The sequence below is a fragment of the Stenotrophomonas sp. TWI587 genome, from assembly GCF_039674145.1.
Lineage (GTDB): Bacteria > Pseudomonadota > Gammaproteobacteria > Xanthomonadales > Xanthomonadaceae > Stenotrophomonas > Stenotrophomonas maltophilia_AY.
Genome location: NZ_JBDJMW010000003.1, coordinates 179,419 through 204,069 on the forward strand (window position 1 = coordinate 179,419; position 24,651 = coordinate 204,069).

Annotated in this window: 22 protein-coding genes and 1 tRNA gene; 13 read left to right on the forward strand and 10 right to left on the reverse strand. The window is 65.2% G+C overall.

The window, feature by feature from the left end; genetic code table 11:
- Positions 1-3 precede the first annotated feature (3 nt).
- Entirely contained in the window at positions 4-921 is a 918-nt protein-coding gene (locus ABE464_RS06460; RefSeq protein WP_346471264.1) for a lauroyl acyltransferase, read from the reverse strand.
- A gap of 85 nt (positions 922-1,006) precedes the next feature.
- Here ABE464_RS06460 and dtd point away from each other — a divergent pair, with 85 nt between their 5' ends.
- The 6 genes from dtd to ABE464_RS06490 all read left to right on the forward strand — a co-directional run bounded on the left by dtd (position 1,007) and on the right by ABE464_RS06490 (position 7,204).
- Positions 1,007-1,447, forward strand: a complete 441-nt coding sequence (dtd, locus tag ABE464_RS06465) for a D-aminoacyl-tRNA deacylase (RefSeq protein WP_346471265.1) — start codon at positions 1,007-1,009, stop codon at positions 1,445-1,447.
- Positions 1,448-1,536: 89 nt separating this feature from the next.
- On the forward strand, positions 1,537-3,384 hold the full coding sequence (gene rpoD / locus ABE464_RS06470) for an RNA polymerase sigma factor RpoD (protein WP_088433679.1): 1,848 nt from the start codon (positions 1,537-1,539) through the stop codon (positions 3,382-3,384).
- A gap of 19 nt (positions 3,385-3,403) precedes the next feature.
- The gene (locus tag ABE464_RS06475) at positions 3,404-4,078 is read left to right on the forward strand and encodes a hypothetical protein (RefSeq protein ID WP_346471266.1); all 675 of its coding nucleotides are present in this window, start codon (positions 3,404-3,406) and stop codon (positions 4,076-4,078) included.
- Between the two features lie 167 nt (positions 4,079-4,245).
- Positions 4,246-5,646, forward strand: coding sequence for a type II toxin-antitoxin system HipA family toxin YjjJ (yjjJ, locus tag ABE464_RS06480; RefSeq protein WP_346471267.1), 1,401 nt, complete (start codon positions 4,246-4,248; stop codon positions 5,644-5,646).
- A 56-nt stretch (positions 5,647-5,702) separates the two neighbouring features.
- Positions 5,703-5,778, forward strand: a tRNA-Ile gene (locus ABE464_RS06485).
- A 253-nt stretch (positions 5,779-6,031) separates the two neighbouring features.
- Positions 6,032-7,204, forward strand: coding sequence for a serine hydrolase domain-containing protein (locus ABE464_RS06490; RefSeq protein ID WP_346471268.1), 1,173 nt, complete (start codon positions 6,032-6,034; stop codon positions 7,202-7,204).
- Positions 7,205-7,420: 216 nt separating this feature from the next.
- Here the strand turns inward: ABE464_RS06490 and ABE464_RS06495 are convergent, their stop codons facing one another.
- From ABE464_RS06495 to ABE464_RS06515, 5 genes are all read right to left on the reverse strand, one after another.
- A complete protein-coding gene (locus ABE464_RS06495; RefSeq protein ID WP_346471269.1) occupies positions 7,421-9,070 on the reverse strand; it encodes a phosphoethanolamine--lipid A transferase in 1,650 nt (549 codons plus the stop codon).
- An 86-nt stretch (positions 9,071-9,156) separates the two neighbouring features.
- Positions 9,157-9,549: a diacylglycerol kinase gene (locus ABE464_RS06500; RefSeq protein ID WP_346471270.1), complete on the reverse strand. Its 393-nt coding sequence runs from the start codon at positions 9,547-9,549 to the stop codon at positions 9,157-9,159.
- Positions 9,550-9,655: 106 nt separating this feature from the next.
- A complete protein-coding gene (locus ABE464_RS06505) occupies positions 9,656-10,900 on the reverse strand; it encodes a HAMP domain-containing sensor histidine kinase (protein ID WP_346471271.1) in 1,245 nt (414 codons plus the stop codon).
- A gap of 25 nt (positions 10,901-10,925) precedes the next feature.
- Entirely contained in the window at positions 10,926-11,621 is a 696-nt protein-coding gene (locus ABE464_RS06510; RefSeq protein WP_346471272.1) for a response regulator transcription factor, read from the reverse strand.
- Between the two features lie 125 nt (positions 11,622-11,746).
- Entirely contained in the window at positions 11,747-12,331 is a 585-nt protein-coding gene (locus ABE464_RS06515) for a hypothetical protein (RefSeq protein WP_346471273.1), read from the reverse strand.
- A gap of 356 nt (positions 12,332-12,687) precedes the next feature.
- On the opposite strand from ABE464_RS06515, the gene ABE464_RS06520 reads away from it, so the two are divergent.
- Positions 12,688-13,740: a DUF5694 domain-containing protein gene (locus ABE464_RS06520; protein ID WP_346471274.1), complete on the forward strand. Its 1,053-nt coding sequence runs from the start codon at positions 12,688-12,690 to the stop codon at positions 13,738-13,740.
- A 37-nt stretch (positions 13,741-13,777) separates the two neighbouring features.
- Here ABE464_RS06520 and ABE464_RS06525 read toward each other — a convergent pair whose 3' ends face one another.
- Positions 13,778-14,077 carry a putative quinol monooxygenase gene (locus ABE464_RS06525; RefSeq protein ID WP_346471275.1) on the reverse strand — a complete coding sequence of 100 codons (300 nt, stop codon included), beginning with the start codon at positions 14,075-14,077 and terminating at the stop codon, positions 13,778-13,780.
- 246 nt (positions 14,078-14,323) lie between these two features.
- Here ABE464_RS06525 and ABE464_RS06530 point away from each other — a divergent pair, with 246 nt between their 5' ends.
- Together ABE464_RS06530 and ABE464_RS06535 are read left to right on the forward strand one after the other, a co-directional pair.
- A complete protein-coding gene (locus ABE464_RS06530) occupies positions 14,324-15,790 on the forward strand; it encodes a SulP family inorganic anion transporter (RefSeq protein WP_346471276.1) in 1,467 nt (488 codons plus the stop codon).
- Positions 15,791-16,042: 252 nt separating this feature from the next.
- A complete protein-coding gene (locus tag ABE464_RS06535; protein WP_346471277.1) occupies positions 16,043-18,637 on the forward strand; it encodes a methyl-accepting chemotaxis protein in 2,595 nt (864 codons plus the stop codon).
- Between the two features lie 126 nt (positions 18,638-18,763).
- On the opposite strand, the gene arsB is transcribed toward ABE464_RS06535, so the two are convergent.
- Together arsB and ABE464_RS06545 are read right to left on the reverse strand one after the other, a co-directional pair.
- Positions 18,764-19,828 (reverse strand): ACR3 family arsenite efflux transporter, encoded by a 1,065-nt coding sequence (gene arsB / locus ABE464_RS06540; protein WP_346471278.1) that lies wholly within the window; start codon positions 19,826-19,828, stop codon positions 18,764-18,766.
- Between the two features lie 25 nt (positions 19,829-19,853).
- Positions 19,854-20,180 carry a metalloregulator ArsR/SmtB family transcription factor gene (locus tag ABE464_RS06545; RefSeq protein ID WP_346471279.1) on the reverse strand — a complete coding sequence of 109 codons (327 nt, stop codon included), beginning with the start codon at positions 20,178-20,180 and terminating at the stop codon, positions 19,854-19,856.
- Between the two features lie 75 nt (positions 20,181-20,255).
- On the opposite strand from ABE464_RS06545, the gene arsC reads away from it, so the two are divergent.
- Positions 20,256-20,690 (forward strand): arsenate reductase (glutaredoxin), encoded by a 435-nt coding sequence (gene arsC, locus ABE464_RS06550; RefSeq protein WP_346471438.1) that lies wholly within the window; start codon positions 20,256-20,258, stop codon positions 20,688-20,690.
- Positions 20,691-20,721: 31 nt separating this feature from the next.
- Here the strand turns inward: arsC and ABE464_RS06555 are convergent, their stop codons facing one another.
- A complete protein-coding gene (locus ABE464_RS06555) occupies positions 20,722-21,111 on the reverse strand; it encodes a DUF2628 domain-containing protein (RefSeq protein ID WP_346471280.1) in 390 nt (129 codons plus the stop codon).
- 194 nt (positions 21,112-21,305) lie between these two features.
- Here ABE464_RS06555 and ABE464_RS06560 point away from each other — a divergent pair, with 194 nt between their 5' ends.
- The 3 genes from ABE464_RS06560 to ABE464_RS06570 all read left to right on the forward strand — a co-directional run bounded on the left by ABE464_RS06560 (position 21,306) and on the right by ABE464_RS06570 (position 24,647).
- Complete coding sequence (locus tag ABE464_RS06560; RefSeq protein ID WP_346471281.1) at positions 21,306-21,485, forward strand: hypothetical protein; 180 nt, start codon at positions 21,306-21,308, stop codon at positions 21,483-21,485.
- 514 nt (positions 21,486-21,999) lie between these two features.
- On the forward strand, positions 22,000-23,907 hold the full coding sequence (gene mdoH, locus ABE464_RS06565) for a glucans biosynthesis glucosyltransferase MdoH (RefSeq protein ID WP_346471282.1): 1,908 nt from the start codon (positions 22,000-22,002) through the stop codon (positions 23,905-23,907).
- A 74-nt stretch (positions 23,908-23,981) separates the two neighbouring features.
- Positions 23,982-24,647 (forward strand): carboxylesterase, encoded by a 666-nt coding sequence (locus ABE464_RS06570; protein ID WP_346471439.1) that lies wholly within the window; start codon positions 23,982-23,984, stop codon positions 24,645-24,647.
- Positions 24,648-24,651 lie beyond the last annotated feature (4 nt).

A 24,651-nucleotide genomic window follows, 5' to 3' on the forward strand; every position in this document is an offset into this window, starting at 1 on the left:
CAGTCAGTGCGGATGGTCCTCGGTGGCATAGGGATCGTCCTCGCCGCTCTGCGGTGGGCGCAGCGTATAGCGCTTGTAGGTCCACTGGTACTGCGCCGGATCGCGCCGGGCGATGCGTTCGATGCCGGCGTTGAGGACGCTGGCGGCGGTACGCGGGTCCGGATCGGCCACGCCGGGCGGGGTCGCTTCAATATGCAGGGCGAACTCCATGCCCGGGCCGATCCGCTCGCACCAGCCGTACAGCACGGTCGCGCCGGTGCGCTCGGCCAGCCGGTTGACCAGGGTCATGGTCAGCGCCTCCACGCCGAAGAAGGGGGCGAACACGCCGTCGCCGGCCTTGGGCTGCTGGTCGGGCAGGATGCCGGTGGCGCCGCCGTCCTTGAGCACCTTGAACAGCTGGCGCACGGCCGGGCCCTCGGCGCGCACCTGCTGCACGTTGTCGCCGCCGCGGACCAGCTGCAGGAAGGCATCGCCCACTTCCTCATCCGGCGCCTTGTAGACGATCGCGATCGGCCCGCGCGAGGCCAGCCACTGATTGAGCAGCTCCCAGTTCCCGTAATGCGGGGCAGCCACGATCACGCCCTTGCCGGCGGCCAGGGCGGCGTCGTACAGCGCCTCGCCGTGGCGCTCGGTGAGCCGGGCCAGGTTGCGATCGCGCGGCTGGGTCCACAGGCGCAGGGTCTCGATGGCCTGCAGCGCGGTGGAGCGCAGCACGTTCCGATGCAGCACCGCACGTTCGGCGTCGCTCAGTTCGGGGTAGGCCAGCTCGAGGTTGCGGCGGGTGACGCGGCTCTCACGGGCATTGAGACGTATCCACAGCCAGGCCAGCCCGTTGGCGAAGGCACGCAGCCAGGACCAGGGCAGGCGGGTGAACAGGGCAGCGGCGCGGTAGGCCAGGCGGGCAGTGGTGTGCGGTTTCATCACCGCAAAGTCTAGCCGCTGGCGGCCTGCCTGTCGGCGCGCGGGCACGTTAAGGTAGGCCGCCTTCAGTTGCGGAGCCGTGTGCATGCTTGTCCTGATCCAGCGCGTCAGCGAAGCCAGCGTCCGCGTCGAAGACGAGGTCGTCGGCCAGATCGGCCCCGGCCTGCTGGCCCTGGTGGGCATGGAGCCGGGCGATGGCGAGGCCCAGATCACCCGCATGGCCGATCGCCTGCTTGGTTACCGTGTGTTTGGCGATGAGGCCGGAAAGATGAACCGGTCCCTGCGCGATACCGGCGGCGGATTGCTGCTGGTCAGCCAATTCACCCTGGCGGCCGATACATCCAGCGGGATGCGGCCGGGCTTCAGTACCGCCGCGCCGCCGGCGGAGGCTGAACGCGGATTCAATCGACTGGTCGATATCTGCAGGCAAAAACACGCTCCGGGGGTGGAAACCGGCCAGTTTGGTGCCCATATGGTTGTCAGCCTGGTCAACGATGGTCCGGTGACCTTCCTGCTCAGACCCTAGCCCCCGGGACCACCGCCCGGGAACGCGGGGCGCCGGGCTGGTATAATGTAGGTTCTATTCCCTCTCCCAGCCGGTGGCGCGAGCACTACATGGCCAACGAACGTCCTGCCCAGCAAAACGACATCAAGCTTCTGATCAGCAAGGGCCTGGAACAGGGCTACCTGACCTACGCCGAAGTCAATGACCACCTGCCCGACGACATTGTCGACCCGGAGCAGATCGAAGATATCATCGGCATGATCAACGGCATGGGCATTGATGTCCATGAAGTTGCGCCCGATGCAGAAACCCTGTTGCTCAACGATGGCAACACCGGCAACCGCGAAGTCGATGACACCGCGGCCGAAGAAGCCGCCGCCGCGCTGAGCGCGCTCGATACCGAAGGTGGCCGCACCACCGACCCGGTGCGCATGTACATGCGCGAAATGGGTACGGTCGAGCTGCTGACCCGCGAAGGCGAAATCGCCATCGCCAAGCGCATCGAAGAAGGTCTGGGCCAGGTCCAGGCTGCACTCGGTACCTTCCCGGTATCGGTGGAATCGCTGCTGGCCGACTACGACGCGCACAAGGAAGGCAAGAAGCGCCTGGCCGAAGTGATCGTCGGCTTCAACGACCTGGTCGAAGAAGTCCCGGCCCCGGCCGTGGCCGAAGACACCAGCGAAGACGCTGACGACGACGCCGATGAAGACGACGACGGCGACGACGTCGAGGAAGAGGCCGGCCCGACCGGTCCGGATCCGGAAGAAGTCGCACGCCGCATGCAGGCCCTGAGCGATGCGTACACCGCGTTCAAGAAGGCTGCTGCCAAGGGCGACCGCAAGCCGCTGGCCAAGCTGCGCGACGACATGGCTGCCGTGTTCGTGACCCTGAAGCTGCCGTTGCCGCTGACCGATGTGCTGGTCAAGCAGCTGCGCGACGTCATGGCCTCGATCAAGTCCCACGAACGCCGCGTGCTGAACCTGGCCACCGTGACTGCGCGCATGCCGCGCAAGGACTTCATCCGCTCGTGGGAAGGCAACCAGACCAACCTGGAGTGGGTGGAAGATGCACTGAAGCGCAAGCAGAAGTGGTCCTCGGCCCTGCGTGACGTGAAGGATCAGATCATCGCCGAACAGCAGGCGACGATCGACATCGAGAAGACCACCTGGCTGGAACTGGACGAGCTGAAGGAAATCAGCCGCGCCATGGCCTACGGTGAAGCGCGCGCGCGCAAGGCCAAGAAGGAAATGGTCGAAGCGAACCTGCGCCTGGTCATCTCGATCGCCAAGAAGTACACCAACCGCGGCCTGCAGTTCCTCGATCTGATCCAGGAAGGCAACATCGGCCTGATGAAGGCCGTGGACAAGTTCGAATACCGCCGTGGTTACAAGTTCTCCACGTATGCGACCTGGTGGATCCGCCAGGCCATCACCCGTTCGATCGCCGATCAGGCGCGCACCATCCGTATCCCGGTGCACATGATCGAAACGATCAACAAGTTGAACCGCATTTCCCGCCAGATGCTCCAGCAGTACGGCCGCGAGGCTACGCCGGAGGAGCTGGCCAAGGAAATGGACATGCCGGAAGACAAGATCCGCAAGGTGATGAAGATCGCCAAGGAGCCGATCTCGATGGAAACCCCGATCGGCGACGACGAGGATTCCCATCTGGGCGACTTCATCGAGGACACCAACGTGGAGTCCCCGATCGAGAACACCACCAACATCAACTTGTCTGAAACCGTGCGTGACGTGCTGGCCGGCCTCACCCCGAGGGAAGCCAAGGTGCTGCGCATGCGCTTCGGCATCGACATGAACACCGACCACACCCTCGAGGAAGTCGGCAAGCAGTTCGATGTCACCCGCGAGCGCATCCGCCAGATCGAAGCGAAGGCGCTGCGCAAGCTGCGTCACCCGAGCCGGTCCGAGCAGCTGCGCAGCTTCCTGGATATCGATTGATCGATACCGGCAGTTCGCGATGAAACACCAACAGACCCCGCGCAAGCGGGGTTTGTTTTTTGGGGCGGTCGCGGAGCTGCAACAACCTGCCTGCAACGCAGCTGATTTCTTCCAGACCCAGCCCGACCTCACCGTCGGCCGCGTCGTGGATGCCGGCAACGTGGCCCTGATGGCTGAGCGCCCCGGCTGCCTGGACACGCCGCAGGACGGCTGCCGCAGCGGCGATGAAGTTGAACCGGGCAGTGGCCTGGTGATCGGCAGCCGCTGGAACGACTACTACTGCGTGCAGGTTCTGCCACCCGGCAAAGAAGTGGTGGGCTGGGCGCCGGAACAGCGTGTCATGAAGACCGGCCACATGGCCGACACCGACTTCAGCAGTTGGCTGGGGCAGTGGGACGGCAGTGCCGGACGCGTGCTGGAGATCCAGGCCGAAGGCGACACGCTGCATCTGCGCATGCTGCCCTCGGGCGATAAAGGCGAGGGCACGCTGATCGGCAGCGCCGAGCCGATGGGCGATGAGCTGTTCCTGGGTGAGGAACCCTGCGCAGTGCGGGCCTCGCTGCAGGGAGCGGAGTTGGTCGTCACCGACAACGGGCAGTGCGTGATCGGCGCCGTCAACCCGGGTGGCGTCTACTCGAGCCGGGCGGCGGCGCAGCGGATGGAGCGGTTGTTCGAGGGGGCGGGAAATCACTAGGTTGCTTTTTATTTTTGTTTCTTGTTTCGTAACTTAATTGCTGCTGTGTCTTTGTTGGTGGCCGATGCGATGTTATTTTAATCAACGGCTTAGAGATATCATGAGGTTGCGGCTCGCTAAAGATTGGCGTATAGGTTCGTAACTTAATTCGTCTCGAAATCCAGGCCATGGCCCGTCCCCGTACCATCCAGCTCCAAACGCTGTTCGACAGCCTGCCGGCTGGCGAGGTGGTATCGGCGGCCGATCTCATTGATCGCCTGGGGGTCACCCGGGCAACCCTGAGTCGTCTGGTCGCCGAGGCCGGGGACCGCGTGGTGCGACTTGGCCGCACCCGCGCCACGGCCTATGCCGTCCGCCAGCAGACCGCCGCGGGCAGCGAGTGGCCGCTGTACCGTCTGCGCCCAGACGCCACCCTTGAAGAACTGGGCTCGGTCGTGGCACTCACGGGCGAGACCTTCCACGTGGCGACCCCTGCTGCACGTCCCAATCTGACCCGTTCGCCCGACGAAACCGTCGACGGCCACTTCCCGGGGCTGCCGTGGTATCTGGACGACCTGCGCCCACAGGGCTTCCTCGGGCGCACGTTCGCGCATCGTCGCAGGCGTGATCTGGGCATCCCCGAGGACCTCAATCGATGGCAATTGGGTGACACTCTGCAGGCTCTGGTACGTGCAGGCGGCACCGAGATCGGTGACCTCCTGCTTGGCGGCGATGCCGTGCAGATGGCGTTGCGCGCGCTTGATGCGCCTGGCGATCACGTCCCTACCGGGCAGCGCGCACGTCGTTATCCCGAGCGCGCCGCAGCGGCACTGGAAGGCGAAGACGTCGGATCGTCGCCGGGTGGCGAGCAACCGAAGTTCACTGCCACGGTGGAGCACGAGGGAGGGCGCTATGCGGCGCTGGTGAAGTTCGCGCAGCCCACTGCGGGCGAGGCTGCCGAACGCTGGGCGGACCTGCTGGTCTGCGAGCACCTCGCCCTGCATTGCCTGCGCGACGCGGGGGTGGACGCGGCGGCGTCCGAGATTCTCCAGACCGACACGCACACGTTCCTCGAGGTGCAGCGCTTCGACCGTACCGTCGACGTGCTCGGCCGGCGTGGCTTCGTCTCGCTGCTGGCGCTGTCTTCGGCCTTCGTCGGTGACGTGACCCTGGACTGGGGGACGGCGGCCGACGCGCTGCTGACGCAGGGCTGGGTCGATCGCGACGCGCAGGCCGCCATGGGCAGGCTGCACGCCTTCGGCCGGCTGATCGGCAACAGCGATATGCATCAGGGTAATCTGGGTTTCCACCTGGTCGACCGCGGCCCGCTGCCGTTGGCGCCCGCGTATGACATGTTGCCGATGTCACTGGCACCCTCGCGCACAGGGGTGCTGCGTGCAGCTACGCCGCTCGCCTCCATCGCGCCGGAGCGCAGCGGCCAGCTCGCGCACCTGCAATGGGCGGCGCCGCTGGCGGTGGACTACTGGCAGCGCGTGGCGGGCTCGGCGCTGCTGCACTCGGACGCGCTGCGTGAGCTGGCTGCGGAGAATGCGCGTCGGGTGCAGGCGATGGGGCAGCGTTTCGGCTGATGTGAGGGGTGCAGTGGAAAGCGCCTGCGGGCCTCCACTACACTGTGCGGCCGCAAGGGCCTATAGCTCAACGGTTAGAGCAGAGGACTCATAATCCTTTGGTTCCAGGTTCGAATCCTGGTGGGCCCACCACACCGGCGTCTCTGGTGACCGGCATCCCTGCGACCTACTTCGCTCACCTCGCCGCATCCCAAGCCAGAGACGCGCGCTGTCGTAGGCCGACCGCGCAGGCAAGCAACCGCTCCATGGGCCACCGCACCTCGCCGCTGTGAGTGCCGCAGCCATAGCTCCCATCCCATGACTTCTGCCACTCCTTCATGACTACAGCTGTAGTTACGCTGTGTCCGTTTCCGGAGGAATGCGCATGCGCTTGAAATGTTGGTGGATGGCATTGAGCTGGCTGGTGTGCTGCAACGCGTTTGCTGCCAGCGGCGGGATGGAGGATGCCCTGGCCAATTTGAAGGCCAAGGCGGCGGCATCGCGCTCCGATGCGATGCTGATACAGCGCGATGGAGAGACACTGCTCGAGACCCGCAGCACGGCTGCAGCGCAGCCGATCGAACTGATGTCGGCGACCAAGTCGGTGGTGGCACTGTCCATCGGGCTGCTGCTGCACAGTGGCGCGCTGGAATCGCTGGATCAGCCGGTAAGCGCGATCTATCCACAGTGGGCACAGGGGCGCAAGCAGCACATCACGGTGCGGATGCTGCTCAATCACACCTCCGGCCTGCAGAATGTGCCGAATGCAGGCATCGAACTGGAAGGTGCGCCGGATCTGGTCAAGCTGGCATTGGCGGCTGAACTGTCAACGGATCCCGGGTCGACGTTCTCCTACAACAACAAGGCGACCAACCTCCTCGCCGGCATCGTCGAGCGCGCTTCGGGGAAGACGATGGATCGCGTCGTCGAGAGTGGCTTGTTCCAGCCACTGGGCATCACGGACTACACGTGGCGCAAGGATGAGGCGGGCACGCCGATCGGCATGGCCGGCCTGGCACTGTCCGCTGCCGACCTGGCCAAACTGGGCCGGTTGATTCTGGACAAGGGTGTCGCGCCAGACGGGCGTCGCCTGCTGGGAGAAGACTTCGTCGCTGAACTCATCGCCGAAAGCGCCCGCTCGAAGGACGTGGGGCTGCTGTGGTGGAGAATTCCTGCCTGGGAGCGGTTTACGCTGAAGCCGGACGCGGCATCGATTCTGTCGCGCAACGGCGTCGATGCGGGCGTGGCGGCTGGGCTGTTGAAGGCGGGCAGTCGCGGGTTTGCCGGCAAGGGCGAGCTGTTCGCGTTTTTCGGAGAAAGCCTCGGGCCTGCGTGGGCTGACATCTACGGCCGGGAAATCACCAGCCGAAGCATCAAGCTCACGGACCTGTTCGATCAGGTGCGCGGGCCGGTCGCCGCCTACGCTGCCATGGGTTACATGGGCCAGTATCTGGTCGTGGTTCCAGAGACATCCCTGGTGGGGGTACGGCAGATCGCGCGCAAGGAGGGCCACGATTTCGCCGTCGACGACTATGCGACGTTTGCCGCCGACGTGTTGACCTTGTCCGAAGCACTGTAAGACGTTCGAGCCCATCTCCCCTGCAACTGCGGCGCCCAGCCCGAAGGCCGCACACACCGCGCCGAGCGTCACATTGAAGCGGCTGGTTCGCTGGGCCAGGTCGCTGATGATGACGGGGAGCAGTGCACGGACGATCTCCGCACCGACGTCAGGCATGTCTCCTGAGCGCGCCCGTCCGCGGGCGCCTCGTGTCAATGTGACCGCCCGCCCACGGGGTCAAGCGCGGCACGCGGCAAACAGGTCCAGGTCACGCTGGTAGACCTGGCTGCGGACATCGAACAGCCCCAGCAAGGAGTGGTAAACGTTGTCGTGACTGTACGCCGTGCCCTCGGCACGGTTTCGCAGGCAGGCCAGGTTGAGGTTTGCATGGTGCGCAAACGCCGGCGAGAACCACATCACCATCGGGACGCGGGTCTGTTCCTGAGGCGCAATGAGGTAAGGCGTGCCGTGGAGATACATACCGCGCTCGCCAAGCGACTCGCCATGATCCGAGACGTAGATCATGGCCACGTCCCGCTGCTCCGAATAGCTCTGCAGCAGATCAATGGTCCTGCCCAGCACGCGGTCGGTGTAGACCAGTGTGTTGTCGTACGTATTGGCCAGCGCCGCGTTGGTGCACTTCTGGATCTGGTTGCTATCGCAGGTCGGGGTGAAGACGTTGCCGTCGGCAGGGTAACGCTCGAAGTAGGTTGGGCCGTGGCTGCCCAGCTGGTGGAGTACGATCAGGCCATCCCCCTGCATGGCGTCGATGCGTGCGTTCAGTTGATACAGCAACACTTCGTCGTAGCAGGTGCCGTCCTTGTTGACACACTGTCCGGCTACCTTGAATGCCGGCATGTCGTCGGTGGCCACGCGCGCGCACACGCCTTTGCAGCCGCCATTATTGTTGTTGCGCCAGAGGATGTTCACGCCGGTACGCTTCAGGATATCCAGAACGTTTTCTTCCGTCGCCGCGCGGACGTCATCGTACTGGGTACGTGTCATTCTGGAGAACATGCAGGGAAGGGAGATGGCCGTGGCCGTGCCGCAGGATGAGACGTTCTTGAAGGCGATGATGTCGCTTCGCTTTGACAGCACGGGATTGGTGGCACGCGGGTAGCCGTTGAGCTGGAAGTTCTGCGCACGCGCGGTTTCGCCCACCACGGTAATCACCAGCCTCGGACGCCTGCCCATGCTTGTTGGCGGGCGGGTGGCATCCTCGGCGACGGGCTGCAGTGGCCGTGACATTGCGATGTACTTGCGCTTGAGATAGCCGTTGGCATGGCGCACGAAGTTGACCGGCAGTACCTGGTCCCTGAGCTCGCGGTTATTGCGCAGCAGGGAGGCATAGTCCTTGTAGAACACCATGGATATCACGGTCAGGATCGCCAAGGTCGCCAGCACGTTGATCAGCATCCAGGAGGCGGTCTGCAGCACGCGCCCGCTGCGGATGCGCAGCGAGATCATCGCCGCAGCTGGCAGCGCGCCCAGAAGTACGATGGTGAGCAGCAAGGGGACGGAGAAGTAAGACCCGAGCTCGGCCTGGTTGGTCTCGAAGACGTTCTGCACCATGCTGCGATCGATCAGGACGTTGTAGTGCACCATGAAGTAGGTGCTTGCGGCGCTGATGATCACCAGCAACGCCAGCAACGGCTTGCGCAGGTAGGGCAGCGCAAGCACCGGCATGAGCAGCAGGTTGAACAGGCAGAAGAAAAAGACCGGCAGGCTCAGGAAGAACAGCACGCCGCGCACGCTGTCGAGTTCCGCGTGCCCCCATAGCGCCTGCCACAGTGCAACGTTGCCGAGGGTGGTGAAGAACAGTGCGACTATCCATGTCAGCTGCACCGGGTTGATTCGCACGAACATAAGACGCTGAAACACGCGCATTCTTCCAATGAATGAAAAGTGCGCGCAGTATCAGAATGCGTGTATCAGGAAGTTGTCAGGCGCAGAACCAGGCGTTCCTCGGTGCTCTATCCAAGCAGGACGACCGCCCATATGGCGCCCACCATCAACAAGGCCGTGGCCTGAGCGGTACTCCCCATGTCCTTCGCATTCTTTGACAGCGGGTGGAGGTCGAGCGAGATGCGATCAACAACGGCTTCGATGGCGGAGTTGAGCAGTTCCACGATCAGGCTGATGAAGCTGACGGCCAACATCAGCGCACGCTCCACCGGGCTGACGTCGAGCACAAACGTGCCTCCCATCAGGACGCCATGCAGGACCAGCAGTTGTCGAAAAGCGGCCTCGCCTCGCACGGTCGCGAGCAACCCGTCGCGCGAGTGGATCACCGTGTGGACAATCCGGTTGAATCCGGTCCTGCCGTGGCGATACTTGCCGGCTCCGTCCGGGTCTGACCAGTGCATCTGACTCTCCTGCGAGGATTGATGGTTGCACAGGATCGGAGGGTCTGTGTCAGGAAGCTGTCAGGAGTTGGCGCGCAAGTGGCTGGTTGCCGAAGCCAGCGCGCGTCTAGGGTTGTTGGTCATCCGTGCCGGACATGTCCAGCGTAAAGCGGCAACCGTGCTCCGAACTCTCCACCGCCATGTGCCAGCCCAGGTGGTCTACGATCCGTTGCACGATCGACAGGCCAAGTCCTTCCCCGCTCTGGCGCAGGCTGGGCGCGAAGCGTTGGAACTGCTGAGGATCCATGCTGGGAGGCAGGCCTGGACCAGTGTCGACGATGGACAGCGTAGCCTCCCGTACGGTGATGCGGATTTCGCCTTTGTCGGTGTATTGGCAGGCGTTGCGCAGCAGGTTCCAGAGCACGCTACGCGCCAGTTCGGCATTGGTGTGGATGAAGGCGTCCTGCGGTGCATCCAGCAGCAGGACGACCGGCTTGCCCGCCAGCCAGGGCTGGCAGCGCGTCATGCATTCCTCGATCAACGGACGCAGCGGTACATTCTCCTTGGCAAGACGCTGTGGATCCCGTGAGAGCAGCAACAGGCAGGACAGCTGGCGCTGCATTTCCTGTGTAGTCCGAACGATCCGCTCGCCGCTCGCCCTCAGGTGGCTGTCCTCGGGCAGTTGGTGAACGATGGTCTCGGCCGCGCCGGAAATAATGGCCAGGGGCGTGCGCAGTTCATGACTGGCATCTCCAACGAAGCACCGTTCACGCTGCAGGTACTGCTCCGCCTCGTCGCTGTGCTGTGCGAAGGCGCGCGCCAGCACCCCGATCTCGTCGCGCGCCTCCTGGAAGGGAAACGGCGTCTGCCCGCGCTGCACCGCATCGGCCAGCAGGGTGATGGGGGCGATGACGCGCGCTGCCGTCAGTCGCCCGATCCAGAACGCGCAGAGGATGCACAACAGCATGACCACGAGCGCATAGCCATCGATCACGTGCTCCAGATATTGATACCGCTCGGCATCCTGGCGGAGGTAATAGCGTTGGCCGCCGAGGTCGAACACCAGCAGGTGCCAGACGTCGGGCGGGGCGGCGCTGTAATAGCCCGGTTCATACGGGCGCAGGGCATCGGGTACGTTTCGCGCTTCAAAGAGTTCACTGCCCGGAGACAGCGTCGGCGGCGTGCCATCGGCAAGGTTGCCCTGCAGGCGATCCATCTCGTCGTGCAGGCTTCTGGAGATGACGTAGGCCCTGAGCTCGTCATAATCCAACTGCTCGGCGGCGACCACGAAGCCCATGACGGCCACCATCAGCAGCACGAAGGACACGGTGATCCGCGTTCTGAGCGTCATCTGGCGGTAGAGCGCTTTCATGACGGCAACTGCCCTCCTCGGGTCGTCATTCCGGGACAGACGTCGTTGGCGCACTCAAGCGCCATCCGATGCCGTGCACCGTCTCAATAAGCGGATACGTGAAACTCTTGTCCGCATGCTGCCGAAGCTCGTGGATATGCGTCCGCAACGCACCGCTTTCCGGCGGGTGGTCACCCCACAGGAGGTATTCCATCTCCTGCTTCCTGACCACGCCGGGCGCGGCCCGCATCAGGCACACCAACAGCTTATGGGTGCTGGGGGTCAGCGTAATGGTCTGGCCCTGCCGCCACGCCTGTGGTGCACGGGTGTCCACCCGCAGGTCCTGCCAGGTCAGCGTGCCTTGGACGCTGCGGCCCTGGGCACGGCGCACCAGCGCCTGGATGCGTGCATCAAGTTCTATCAATGAGAAGGGCTTGACCAGGTAGTCGTCCGCGCCCATTGCAAAGCCCTGCACGCGGTCATCCACTGGGTCGCGCGCGGTCAGCATGATCACCGGTACGGGATTCTGGAATTCCTGACGAAGTCTGTGGCAAAGCGTCATGCCGTCCAGCCGCGGCAGCATGAGATCCAGCAGGATGGCGTCGTAGTCATTCCCGGTTGCCAGGCGCAGGCCCGCAGCGCCATCGCGTGCATCGTCGAGCACATAGCCCAGCGGCTCCAGGAATGCGTACAGGTTGGCCACCAACTCGGGGTTGTCCTCAATGATGAGCAGGCGTGTCATGGTTTGTTGGGACCTGGGCGCATCGGGGAACTGTGCGGGATCGTCATAGTGTTGCCAAGCGCTGCGGTCAGGCAGAGGCACCCTGTCGCCAGGTACGGCAGCCGGAACCACAGCGGGCGCATGCCTTACCTCAACACCGATGGTGCCTGGTCAATCCGCCACGCGCCATTCAACGCAAGCACCACCGCGAACTTCCCGCACAGCAGCACGTCGGCTTCATTGTCCGCGCGCACGCAGCGATCAGCGCCCGGCAGCATCAGGACCTCGACCTCGCCAATGAAGTCATGCCGCTCATGGTGCTGGCCACGCACCAGCACGCGATACGGTCCGCGAAGCGTACGCACCACCGGGTGACGGCCCGCGGCCTGTGTCGCCCCTACAAGGTCGATCGCCTTCCCGCGGGGCATCCGCCAGGCGATGCGCTCGGGTTGGCCGAACCACTCCAACGCTTTCACCTCGCGCGTCTGCAGGGCCCGCGTGGGCGGCGTGCGGCGCAGTGCGGCCGCGGCCCGCTGGCTGCGCAGTGCGGTCCACAGCATGCTGCCTACGATGAACATGCTGGCAGCAATCAGGTACACGAACACCAGGCCAAACCACGGCGAGCTGTTGGGAATGCCGAACAGCATCGCAACAAAGATGAGCAGCATCGCCCATCTGATCCATTCGTTCGAGCTCGTCCGTTCTGCCATGTTCGCTTTCTTCCGCCACACTCCGCAGCGTGCGGAGAATCGCCTATTCTGACACCGGGCGGCGGGCAGAATTCAGGTGTCGGAACGTTTTCCAAGGCGTCGCACGACGACGACTATCACCGCAGCAATGGCGACGGGGATAAGCATCACTGCGAAAATGACGAGCCAGTGGTAGATGCTGAAACTGCCCATGCGCGGTGCCTCCTGATGGTCGGTTCAATCCTACTATCCTCGCGGCAGGGCGCGTTGGAAAACTGTGTGGTGACGCTCATATCCTGGAAATGGCAGACGCCTTTCGTCACCCTGCCATTGGGCAGGTGTCCCCGCGCAGGTGCGGTGCTAAAACATCCAGCAACACCCCGCTCAGGCTCTGGATGATGAAGCAACGCTACTCAACACTGTCGGCCTGCCTGACGCTTCTGCTGCCCGCGGCCGCGTACGCCGGTGTCGACCTCGCCGCGCTCGACAAGGACATGGTCGGCCCACGAACCGAGATCCTCGTGCTGGGCAGCATCCACCTGAGCGAGCACGAGGCCCTCGATCCCAAGGCACTGGATCCGCTGCTGGACAGGCTCGCAGCCTTCAAGCCCGGCTACATCACCATCGAAGCCATCAGCGGTGAGCAGTGCGACCTGGCCACGCGCCATGCGGCGGTCTACGGCAATGATTACTGCGCCAGCACGGACATGGCGAAAGCGGCCACGGGCTTGGAGGTGCCGGCCGCGATCGTGCAGGTCAACACGACCTTGGCGGCCTGGCCGGAAGCCCCGACCGCCGCGCAGCGCCGCCAGCTGGCGGCGCTGTTCCTTGCCGCTGGCGAGCGGGCGTCCGCCTATGTGCAGTGGCTGCAGCTGCCCGCGGCGGAGCGACGGGCGGGTGATGGTCTGGACGACAGCCTGGTCGACCTGCTCAAGCAGCTTGGCACGCGCAAGAACGAGAGCTATCAGATCGCCGCAGTGCTCGCGGCCCGACTCGGCCAGCAGCGTGTGTACGCCATCGACGACCACACCGGTGACAACCACCAGATCGCGGATCGCAAGGCATTCGGCACGGCGCTCCAGCAGGCGTGGAGCACCTACGGACCTGCACTGGATGCTATGGCTGAACGCGAAGCGGCCTTCATCGCCTCCAACGACGTGCTCGGGCTGTATCGCAGCGTCAACGATCCCGTGGCGCTGCAGGTGCTCGCCGAGTCCAACGTGAGCCAGACACTGGCTGCCGTGTCGCCGCAGCACTATCCCCAGATCTGGGTGCAGGGCTGGGAAATCCGCAACCTGCGCATGATCGCCAATGTGCTTGAAGTGGTGCGCGATCACCCCGGCTCCCGAGTCCTCTCCATCGTTGGCGCCTCGCACAAGCCGTGGTTCGATGGTTGGCTGGGGCAGATCTCCGGGGTGGATATCGCCGACACGCAGGCAGTGTTGAAGTAGGCGGGGGGGACACCGGCCGGCCTTGATCCGTGTTGCCTTATCCTTGCGCCAGCCCCTGTCCACCCACCGGCTCGGTCTCAAACCGCTCGCCGAATCCCGTGATCATCGGTCGGGCCTTCGCGATCGCCGCCTGCACGGCCGGCAGCGCCAGCGAGGCGCGGTGCAGTTCCTGGCTGTCCCACACCTCGGTCACCCAGATTGCCTCCGCCGCGGTCGGGTCGCGCGCCACTACGTAGCTGCAGCAGCCCGGCATTGCGCTGGTGCCCTCCAGCAGGATCGCGATGACCGCGTCGCGCTGGCCGGGCGCGGTCAACATCTTGCCGATCAAACCGTACATGGATGCATTCCGGGGCAGGGAGGGTGCGCGCATCCTGCGCGACGCCGCCACGGCCGGTCAATGGCCGCCCGTTTGAGGACCCTGTCGCCCTGCGGTATCCTGCGCGCCCCTCCTGTTCCGGTCGCCGTGTGATGACGCCACCCTGATACCGCGTTGACGACGCGCCGGCCCTTGCGCTGGCTCAGGGAGTGCCTTGTCTTCATCACACAACGCGCCGTGCGGATCGCCGGTGCGTGGAGTCTGTCCATGTCTGTGTCCTATCCGCTGCGCCAGCAATGGCTTGGCAACATCCGCGGTGATCTGCTGTCCGGTGCCGTGGTCGCCCTCGCGCTGATTCCCGAAGCGATTGCGTTTTCCATCATTGCCGGGGTCGACCCCAAGGTCGGCTTGTACGCTTCGTTCTGCATCGCGGTGGTCACCGCCATCGCCGGCGGCCGGCCGGGCATGATCTCCGCGGCCACCGGCGCGATGGCGCTGGTGATGGTCGATCTGGTCCGCGACCACGGCCTGCAGTACCTGTTGGCCGCCACGATTCTGGCCGGACTGCTGCAGATCGTCGCCGGCGCGCTCAAGCTCGGTGCACTCATGCGCTTCGTCTCGCGCTCGGTGATCACCGGCTTCGTCAACGCACTGGCCATCCTGATTTTCCTGGCGCAGTTGCCCGAGCTGATCGGGATGCCATGGACGGTCTATGCGGTCTGCGCGGCCGGATTGGCGATCATCTATCTACTGCCATTGCTGACCCGGGCAGTGCCCTCACCACTGGTGGCAATCGTGGTGCTGACCGCGCTGTCGATCTGGCTCGGCCTGGACATCCGCACCGTAGGGGACATGGGGGCGCTGCCGGACAGCCTGCCCACCTTCCTGTTGCCGGACGTGCCGCTCACCTGGGAGACGCTGCGCATCCTGTTGCCCGTGTCGGCCACGCTGGCGGTCGTCGGTTTGCTCGAGTCGATGATGACCGCGCAGATCGTGGAAGACATGACCGACACCCCCAGCCAGCGTAACCGCGAGTGTGCCGGGCAGGGCCTGGCCAACATCACTGCCGGGCTGTTCGGTGGCATGGGTGGCTGCGCGATGATCGGGCAGTCGGTGATCAACGTGTCCTCCGGCGGCCGTGGTCGGTTGTCCTGTCTGGTGGCGGGTGTGCTGTTGCTGCTGCTGGTGGTCTACGGCGCGGACTGGGTCCGGCAGATTCCGATGGCCGCACTGGTCGCGGTGATGATCATGGTCAGCATCGGCACCTTCCACTGGCGCTCGTTTGCCGAGTTCCGGCGGCATCCGAAAAGTTCCTCGGTGGTGATGCTGGGCACGGTGGTTGTGACCGTGGCCACGCACGATCTGGCCAAGGGGGTGCTGACCGGGGTGCTGCTGTCGGCGCTGTTCTTCGCCCGCAAGGTGGGCCGGATGCTGGACATCGCCGATGCCGAAACAGCCGAGGGCACCCGCGTGTACACCGTGAGCGGCCAGGTGTTCTTTGCCTCGGCGGGGCAATTCGCGGCGGCCTTCGATCTGCTGCGGGTGCCCGAACGCGTGGTGATCGATCTGACCCGGGCGCACTTCTGGGACCTGAGCGCAGTGGGCGCGCTGGAGCGCGTGACCGGCAAGCTGCGCGCGCGGGGAGCGCAGGTGGAGGTGATCGGGCTCAACGCGGCCAGCCAGACATTGGTGGAGCGGCTGGGGCGGGGCGATCACGGCGTCGGTGGTCACTGAACACGGTCAGGAAGCGGCGCTAAACATCGCAGGCGTGGCGCCGTTATCCAACTGAGTCCCCTCTCTGGGCAGGCACCGTCGCGGTGCCTGCAGGCGGTATCTCCACAGGGCGGGGTGGTGGCATCGATCCCCGACTTCCGCTGGCCGCGCCGTGATTGCACCGCGCGCGTGCCGGCCCGCAATGGACTGCGTGTTTCCGTGGCGGCGCATGACTGCGTCCGCCGGTATGCCCTTATTCCGGAACCGCCCCCCATGTCCGTGTCCCGCCCCACTGCGTCCAAGCGCCCCGGCAGCATCGCCAACCGACTGATGTTGGGTACGGCGTTGATCGCCATGCTCTGCTTCGGTGTCACCGCCGCCATCAGCTACCGCGAAGCCAGTGCGTCGCTGGTCGATGCCTCCCGTCACACCATGCAGAGCGAGGCCCAGGCCGAGGCGCTGCGGGTGAGCGGTGATCTGTCCAACGCTTTCGCCACCAGCCAGGCGCTCGCACAGAACCTGCTGGTACAGCGGGCTGCTGGCACGCTGTCGCGGGCGACGGTGTCCGCGGTGATCCACCAGCAGGTGAAGGTGCACCCGGAGTGGGTGGGTTTTGGCACGTTGTGGGAGCCCGATGCCTTCGATGGCAAGGATGCCGAGTTCGTCGGTGCCGAGGCGCACGATGACACCGGCCGGTTCATGAGCTACTGGGCCTGGCACGACGGTGCACCGATGCAGGATGCGCTGACCGGCTATGACGTGCCTGGCGATGGCGACTGGTATCTCAAGCCAAAGGCGCTCAAGCGGCAGACCGTGGCCGAACCGTACACCTATGAAATCGGCGGGCAGAAGGTGCTGATGACCACGCTCTCCACCCCGGTGATCGATGCGGGGACGTTCGTTGGCGCGGTGACGGTGGACTTCGCGCTGGCCGCCTTGCAGAAGCACCTGGCCGCGTTGCGCCCGATGGGCGAAGGCCACGTTGAACTGATCTCACCCGGTGGCATCGTGCTGGCTGCGAAGGATCCGAACGAGATCGGCAAGCGTCGCGAGGATGCGCTGACCACGCAGGTACTGGCGGCGGTCAAGGCTGGCAAGACATTTGACGCCTTCGAGCCGGATGCGGCGGGCGATGTGAAAACCTACGTGCCGCTGCGTATCGGCGGCAGCCAGGAGCATTTCGCGCTGGGGGTGATCGTGCCGCATGCGCTGATCACCGCGCAGGCGCGCGCGCTGCTGTGGATCATCCTGGCCGTTGGCCTGGGTGCGGCACTGGTGCTCAGTGGCAGCGTGTATGTGCTGCTGCGCCGGCAGGCGATCCGCCCGCTGGCCGATGCGGTCCGTCTGTCGGCCGACGTGGCCGAGGGTCGTCTGGATACGCCGCTGCCGCCCGCGCGTAATGACGAAGTCGGCCGGCTGCTCGAATCGATGCAGCGCATGCGCAGCCAGCTGCGTGCCGTGATGGCCGCGAAGGGCGAGATGGCCCAGCGCCACGAGGCGGGCGAGCTGAGCTACCGGATGGACGCGCAGACGTTCCCGGGCGAGTACGGCAAGATGGTGGAAGACACCAACCAGCTGGTGGGCGCCAACATCGCGGTGACGCGTCGCCTGGTCGAGGTGATGCAGCGCTATGCGGTCGGTGACCTGAGCCAGGACATGGATCGCCTGCCCGGCGAGCAGGCTGCTTTTACCGCCGCGATGGATACGACCAAGGCCAACCTGCGCGCCATCAACACCCAGATCGGCGATCTGGCCAGCGCTGCGGCGATGGGCGACTTCAGCCAGCGTGGCGACGTGGTGCGCTTCAACCACGATTTCCGCGTGATGGTCGAGAACCTCAACACGATGATGCAGGTCAGCGACGACAACCTGCAGCAGATTTCCGCGTTGCTGCGTGCGATCGCCGCCGGCGATCTCACCGCGCGCATGCAGGGTGACTTCCACGGCGTGTTCGCGCGGATGCGTGATGATGCCAACACCACCGTGGTGCAGCTGACCGACATCGTCGGCCGCATCCAGCAGGCCACCGGCAGCATCAACCTCGCCGCCGGTGAGATTGCCGCAGGCAACAGCGACCTGTCGCGCCGTACCGAACAGCAGGCCGCCAGCCTGGAAGAAACCGCCGCCTCGATGGAGGAACTGACCTCCACCGTGCGGCAGAACGCAGACCATGCGGTGCAGGCGAACCAGCTCGCCGCTGGCGCCGCCGACGTGGCGTCCAAGGGTGGTGAGGTGGTCGGCAAGGTGGTGACCACCATGGCCGGGATCGAGGCGTCCTCCAAGCGGATCGCCGAGATCATCTCGGTGATCGACGGCATCGCATTCCAGACCAACATCCTGGCCCTGAACGCCGCAGTGGAAGCGGCGCGTGCGGGCGAGCAGGGACGCGGTTTTGCCGTGGTCGCCACGGAGGTGCGCGCGCTGGCGCAGCGCTCGGCCGGTGCGGCAAAGGAGATCAAGGGGCTGATCGACGATTCGGTCACCCAGGTGAGCGCGGGCTCGGCGCTGGTCCAGACCGCCGGCCGCACCATGGAAGAGATCGTGACCGGCGTGCGTCGGGTCAACGACATCATGGCCGAGATTTCGGCGGCGTCGAAGGAGCAGTCCGCCGGCATCGAGCAGGTCAACCAGACCATCACTCAGATGGATGAAACCACCCAGCAGAATGCCGCGCTGGTCGAGGAAGCCACGGCGGCGGCGCGTGCGATGGAAGAGCAGGCGCAGCAGCTGGGCACGGCGGTGGCGATCTTCCGGCTGCAGGCCCATCCGGGCACGGCGGCCGCACCAGCGCGTCGTAGTGCGCCTGCGCGCGGTGCCTCGCGCCTACCGGTGGCGGCGGTGGCGGGCGAGGAGTGGCAGACGTTCTGAGGCCGGCTCCTGCCGATTACTCTGGTTGGTCGGCGCGCCCCATCGCGGTGGTACGTCGGGCGTTGATGTAAGCCAGCAGACGGTGCCCGGCGCGTATGCCGGGTACTTCAACAGGCTCGATTCGTTTCAATGGGGGAGTGCGGCGGTCTCATTGAAGCAGCGGCGTCCGAGGCGCAGCGCCAGATGGACCAGTACGATCAACACCGGCACCTCCACCAAGGGCCCGATCACGGCAGCGAATGCAACCGGTGAGCCCAGGCCGAAGGCGGCAATCGCCACGGCGATGGCCAGTTCGAAGTTGTTGCCCGTTGCGGTGAAGGCGATGGCGGTGGTGCGCGGATAGTCGCGTGCGATCCAGCGGCCCATGAAGAAGCTCAGCAGGAACTGCACGAAGAAGTAGATCGTCAGTGGGATGGCGATGCGTACCGCATCCAGGGGGATGCGCACCAGATCGCCGCCTTTGAGGCTGAACATCGCAATGATGGTGAACAGCAGCGCGACCAAGGTGATCGGGCTGATGGCGGGCAGGAAGCGCGTTTCGTACCAGTCGGCCCCGCGCACGCGCAGCAGCAGGCGTCGCCCCAGATAGCCCGCCGCAAAGGGAATGCCCAGATACACCAGCACCGCACCGGCAATCGTCCAGGTGCTGACATCGATCACGCTGCGCTGTAACCCGAACAGCGGCGGCAGCACGGTCAGAAACAGCCACGCATAGACGCTGAAGAAGGCGATCTGGAACAGGGAGTTGAACGCGACCAGGCCTGCCACGTACTGATTGTCGCCGCGCGCGAGCTGGTTCCAGACCAGCACCATCGCGATGCAACGGGCCAGACCGATCAGGATCAGCCCGGTCATGTACTCCGGCCGGTCGTGGAGGAACAGCGCGGCCAGCGCGAACATCAGCATCGGTCCCACCACCCAGTTTTGCAGCAGCGACAGCGCCAGCACGCGCTTGTCGGCGAAGACGGCGGGCAGCGCCTCGTACTTCACCTTGGCCAGGGGCGGGTACATCATCAGGATAAGACCAGCTGCGATCGGCAGGTTGGTACCGCCGATGGTCATCGCGTCCAGCGCGGCGGGCAGGCCATCGAAGACGGTGCCCAGCACCACGCCGAGCGCCATCGCCGCGAAGATCCACAGGGTAAGCCAGCGGTCCAGAAAGGACAGGCGGGAGGTGGGACGTGTGGTCATCGCGATGGGCCCGGCAGTCAACGGATCAGCACGACGGCGCGCATTGGCCGGCGGGACCGCAGTCCGCCTCGCCGGCACAGCAGTTCTCGGTGAGGTAGCTGATCAGGCCATTCATCGCCTCGAAGTCGGCGCGGTAGCAGATGCTGCGCCCGCGCGACTCGGCGCCGACCAGGCCCGCCGCGCTCAGTTCCTTGAGGTGGAAGGACAGCGTGGCACCGGGAAGGCCGAGGTCGGCGGCGATTTCTCCGGCCAACCGACCACCCTGGCCGGCCTGGACCAGCAGGCGGAAAACGCTCAGGCGGGTGTTATGACCCAGGGCGGCAAGGGCGTGGGTTGCAGTGTTGTGTTCCATGTTTCTAGAATAGTCGAACAATTAAGCCGGAGCAGCCTCATGTCCTTGCTGCCACAACCCGATGGGCAACCACGCATGAAGGCCGTGATCTATCACAACCCGGCCTGCGCGACCTCGCGCAATGTGCTCGCACTGATGCGCCATGCTGGCGTGGCGCCGGAGGTAGTGGAGTACCTGCGCGATCCGCCGGATCGCGAGCGCTTGATCGAACTGATTTCCGCCGCCGGCCTTCAGGTCCGCGACGCGCTGCGCCAGAAAGGGACCCCCTACGCCGAACTGGGTCTGGCCGATCCAACGCTGGAGGACACCCAACTGCTGGATGCGATGCTGGCCCATCCGATCCTGATCAACCGGCCCTTCGTGCAGACCGAACTGGGGGTGCGCCTGGCGCGACCCTCGGAGACCGTGCTGGAGATCCTGCCGCCGGTGCAGGCGCCGTTCCGCAAAGAAGATGGGGAGGTGGTGATCGACGCCCACGGCCGGCGCGGCACAAAAAAGCCCGGTCAGTGACCGGGCTTCTTCATCCAGGCGTGCGCAGTACTTACCAGCGCATGCCGGCAAAGGGGTTCCAGCTGGTGTCGCCCTTCACCTTTTCCAGGTAGTACGAGTAGTTGGTCGTCAGCGCGATCAACACCGACCAGGCCATGCCGATCGCCCGGCCGACCACGTCCGGCAGGAACGCCACGATCACCATCAGCACGAGGGTAATGCCCAGGATGGTGAGCGCCTTGCGCCACATGCCCAGGATCAGCAGGTAGATCCAGCTGAAGAACAGCGCGAAGAAGTTGAAGTTGACCTTGATCTTCTGGCCGAACGTCAACGTTTTGAACGCGGTCTTGAAACCCGGCGAATTGGGGGCGCCGTGCTGTTCGAAGAAGTTGAAGCGGAACTGCCACTTGGGGCTGAAGGGGGAAGCAGTGTTGGAATCCATATCCGAATCGTTGTTTGAAAACGATTACATGATAGCGGGGCGACCTACAGAAGCGCCAATTTTTCCGCGCATTCCACCCCCTCCAGCAGGCACTGCGCGCACCGTCACACATTCGTCCCGGTTTTCCGATAGGGTGCGCAATCCGCGCGGCCGGAAGCCCCGCGGGCAATGCGACGTCAACGAGATGCCATTCCATGTCCACTGATGTAATGACCCCCGAGCGCCCCCAGGCAGGACCGCAGATTGCGCCGTGTCCGGTGGCCACCCAGGCGCAGCATCTGCTCGCCCAGCTGCAGTTCTCGCAGGTGAGCGCGCGCGCGCTGTCGCGCCTGCCGGTTGATGCCGACCTGGCCATCGCCGCGCCCACCATCTGAGCGGATGGACCTCGCCGAGCTTTCGGCTTGGCGACCTGCTTCCCTCGTCCTGCTGCCTCGACTCCGGGGCCGCCGCCATGCCTGGCGGACGGATGAGCTGCGCAATGTCGGCACCTGCCGCATAGGGGACAGGCGTAAGGTTTACCTTCCTGGGCCTGTCGTGGGCCAACAGGATCCTCTGTAAGATGAATGGGGAAAGGCCCACGGCACAGGGCCTGCGCCTCCGTTGTCCCGGGGGCTGCCCACTTGGCTCGATCCAAAAGCTGAATGCGGAGAAATCACCGGTGAAACCTTCGCACCCACCTTACAATTCGCGCCATAGACTGAGCCGCATTTTTCGTCTTAAGTCGGTTGGAGAGTTCGTGGGTTCCGGGAGTCACAGACAACAGCGGCGTGCCGGTGATCGGCCCGCACCGACAGGACGAATGCGCGCCATCGCGCGCGCCGGGCTCAGGACGCCCCTTTGCGCATCTTGCATCTCCGGCCTGGCACGCCCTGCACAGGGATACCGCGCATGAGTACCCAGACCCTCCACGCCCGACTGGATGCCGGTCGGGCGACGCTGCCGGCCGAGTCGCCGTTGCCGATGCCCGAGCAGTCCCTCCAGGAAGGCGAGCTGCAGGTCCGCCGGCAGCGCACCGCGCCGCGGATGATCGGCCTGCGCCGCTTCTACATCCTGGGTGGCACCGCGGCGATGACCGCCGCCGCCAGCCGGATGATGTGGAAGGTACTGGCCGTCAACGGCATCAGCGTGCTGGAAGCCTGCCTGCTGGTACTGTTCGTGGGCCTGTTCGCGTGGATCGCGCTGTCCTTTGCCGGGGCCGTGGCCGGCTTTCTGACCGCGGTATTCGATCGTGGTTACAAGCTGGGGATCGATCCGGATGCGCCGCTGCCGACCGTGCACACGCGCACCGCGCTGCTGATGCCCACCTACAACGAGGACCCGCGTCGGCTCTTGGCGGGCCTGCAGGCGATCTATGAGTCGGTGGCCGAGACGGGCCAACTGGAAAACTTCGATTTCTATGTGCTCAGCGATACCCGCCGCGATGACATCGGGCAGGCCGAAGAAGAAGCCTTCCACGCGCTGTGCGATGCAGTGGGCGGCCATGACCGCATCTTCTACCGTCGCCGCGGCGACAACAGCGGGCGCAAGGCCGGCAACATCGCCGATTGGGTCCGTCGTTTCGGCGGCGCCTACCCGCAAATGCTGATCCTGGATGCCGACAGCCTGATGACCGGCGACACCATCGTGCGCCTGGTCGCCGGCATGGAGCACAACCCGGATGTCGGGCTGATCCAGACCCTGCCGGCGGTGGTCGGCGGACGCACCCTGTTTGCCCGCATGCAGCAGTTCGGCGGGCGCGTGTACGGTCCGGTAATCGGCCGCGGCGTGGCCTGGTGGCATGGCGCGGAGAGCAACTACTGGGGCCACAACGCGATCATCCGCACCCAGGCGTTCGCCGAACAGGCCGGCCTGCCGTCGCTGCCGGGCAAAGAGCCGTTCGGTGGGCATGTGCTCAGCCACGATTTCGTCGAAGCGGCGCTGATGCGCCGTGGCGGCTGGGCCACCCATATGGTGCCGTACCTCAAAGGCAGCTATGAGGAAGGCCCGCCAACCCTGACCGACCTGCTGGTGCGCGATCGCCGCTGGTGCCAGGGCAATCTGCAGCACGCCAAGATCGTCGGCTCAAAAGGCCTGCACTGGGTCAGCCGCATGCACATGCTGGTCGGCATCGGGCATTACTTCACCGCGCCGATGTGGGCGATGCTGATGCTGATCGGCATCGCCATTCCCTTGTTCCAGGGCGGCATCGACATCAACGAAGTGCTGCATCTCTCGCCGGGCGTTTACTGGCGCCACCAGGATGAGACGCAGGTGATCCGCATGTTTGCGATCACCATGGTGGTGCTGCTCTCGCCCAAGGTGCTGGGCTATCTGGCGATGTTGCTGGAACCGGTCGAGCGCCGTGGCTGCGGCGGCACGATCCGCGCCTTCATCTCGATGCTGCTGGAGACCATCCTCGCCGCGCTGATGGCGCCGGTGGTGATGTACGTGCAGTCGCGCGGTGTGGCCGAAGTGCTGGCCGGCAAGGACTCGGGCTGGGACGCGCAGCAGCGCGACGATGGCGGCGTGTCCTGGTCGGCGTTGGCGCGCGGCTATGGTGGCTTGAGCGTGTTCGGACTGTTCATGGGAGTGCTGGCCTACGCCGTCTCGCCTTCGTTGGCGGCATGGATGGCCCCGGTAGTGATCGGCATGGTGCTGGCGATTCCGGTGGTCGGCTTCACGTCCTCGCGCAGCGCCGGCGTCTGGATGCACCGGCTCGGGCTGATGGAGATTCCCGAAGAATCGGCACCGCCCAAGGTGCTGGTGCGCGCGGCCGAGCTGCGCCGGGCCGCCGCCGAGGCACACCCCGCCGTCTGATCACGGCACTCCGGGCATCGCCCCCCATTGCGCTGGGGCGCGGTCATAATGCGGCTTGAACGTACTGGAGCCGCCTGATGCTGGATACCGTGGAAAACGAAACCGGCGCCGACCCGCAGTGGTCGGTGCTGTGGCTGCATGGCCTGGGTGCCGATGGCCATGACTTCGCCCCGATCGTGCCCGAACTGGTGCGCCCGCACTGGCCGGCGATCCGCTTCGTGTTCCCGCATGCCCCGGTGCAGCCGATCACGATCAACAACGGCGTGCCGATGCGCGCCTGGTACGACATCGTCAGCGCCGACTTCCGCTCGCGCGCCGACAGCGCCGGTGTGGACGCCTCCATCGTGGAACTGGAGCTGCTGATCGAGCGCGAGATCGCCCGCGGTATTCCGGCCGAACGGATCCTGCTGGCCGGTTTCTCTCAGGGCGGGGCAGTGATCCTGAGCGCGCTGCTGCGTCGCACGCGCCCGTTGGGCGGGCTGATCGCGTTGTCGACCTATCTCCCCGATCCGGCCAAGGCCGCTGCTGCGCGCGTGCCCGGGGCGATCAGCGTGCCGGTCTTCATGGCCCATGGCACGCACGATCCGGTGATTCCGGTGGCGATCGCCCGGGACACCGCGCAGACCCTTGAGACCCTCGGTCTGCCGGTGGAGTGGCACACCTATACGATGGCCCACCAGGTATGTGCGGAAGAAATGCACGCGCTGGGCGAGTGGCTCGAGGCGCGCTTCGCCGCCTGACGCC

What these genes read in the sequence shown, in the direction of transcription:
- ABE464_RS06460 (WP_346471264.1), bottom strand. Translation starts at nt 921, where the DNA reads ATGAAACCGCACACCACTGCCCGCCTGGCCTACCGCGCCGCTGCCCTG.
- dtd (WP_346471265.1), top strand. Translation starts at nt 1,007, where the DNA reads ATGCTTGTCCTGATCCAGCGCGTCAGCGAAGCCAGCGTCCGCGTCGAA.
- rpoD (WP_088433679.1), top strand. Translation starts at nt 1,537, where the DNA reads ATGGCCAACGAACGTCCTGCCCAGCAAAACGACATCAAGCTTCTGATC.
- ABE464_RS06475 (WP_346471266.1), top strand. Translation starts at nt 3,404, where the DNA reads ATGAAACACCAACAGACCCCGCGCAAGCGGGGTTTGTTTTTTGGGGCG.
- yjjJ (WP_346471267.1), top strand. Translation starts at nt 4,246, where the DNA reads ATGGCCCGTCCCCGTACCATCCAGCTCCAAACGCTGTTCGACAGCCTG.
- ABE464_RS06490 (WP_346471268.1), top strand. Translation starts at nt 6,032, where the DNA reads ATGGCATTGAGCTGGCTGGTGTGCTGCAACGCGTTTGCTGCCAGCGGC.
- ABE464_RS06495 (WP_346471269.1), bottom strand. Translation starts at nt 9,070, where the DNA reads ATGCGCGTGTTTCAGCGTCTTATGTTCGTGCGAATCAACCCGGTGCAG.
- ABE464_RS06500 (WP_346471270.1), bottom strand. Translation starts at nt 9,549, where the DNA reads ATGCACTGGTCAGACCCGGACGGAGCCGGCAAGTATCGCCACGGCAGG.
- ABE464_RS06505 (WP_346471271.1), bottom strand. Translation starts at nt 10,900, where the DNA reads ATGAAAGCGCTCTACCGCCAGATGACGCTCAGAACGCGGATCACCGTG.
- ABE464_RS06510 (WP_346471272.1), bottom strand. Translation starts at nt 11,621, where the DNA reads ATGACACGCCTGCTCATCATTGAGGACAACCCCGAGTTGGTGGCCAAC.
- ABE464_RS06520 (WP_346471274.1), top strand. Translation starts at nt 12,688, where the DNA reads ATGAAGCAACGCTACTCAACACTGTCGGCCTGCCTGACGCTTCTGCTG.
- ABE464_RS06525 (WP_346471275.1), bottom strand. Translation starts at nt 14,077, where the DNA reads ATGTACGGTTTGATCGGCAAGATGTTGACCGCGCCCGGCCAGCGCGAC.
- ABE464_RS06530 (WP_346471276.1), top strand. Translation starts at nt 14,324, where the DNA reads ATGTCTGTGTCCTATCCGCTGCGCCAGCAATGGCTTGGCAACATCCGC.
- ABE464_RS06535 (WP_346471277.1), top strand. Translation starts at nt 16,043, where the DNA reads ATGTCCGTGTCCCGCCCCACTGCGTCCAAGCGCCCCGGCAGCATCGCC.
- arsB (WP_346471278.1), bottom strand. Translation starts at nt 19,828, where the DNA reads ATGACCACACGTCCCACCTCCCGCCTGTCCTTTCTGGACCGCTGGCTT.
- ABE464_RS06545 (WP_346471279.1), bottom strand. Translation starts at nt 20,180, where the DNA reads ATGGAACACAACACTGCAACCCACGCCCTTGCCGCCCTGGGTCATAAC.
- arsC (WP_346471438.1), top strand. Translation starts at nt 20,256, where the DNA reads ATGAAGGCCGTGATCTATCACAACCCGGCCTGCGCGACCTCGCGCAAT.
- ABE464_RS06555 (WP_346471280.1), bottom strand. Translation starts at nt 21,111, where the DNA reads ATGGATTCCAACACTGCTTCCCCCTTCAGCCCCAAGTGGCAGTTCCGC.
- ABE464_RS06560 (WP_346471281.1), top strand. Translation starts at nt 21,306, where the DNA reads ATGTCCACTGATGTAATGACCCCCGAGCGCCCCCAGGCAGGACCGCAG.
- mdoH (WP_346471282.1), top strand. Translation starts at nt 22,000, where the DNA reads ATGAGTACCCAGACCCTCCACGCCCGACTGGATGCCGGTCGGGCGACG.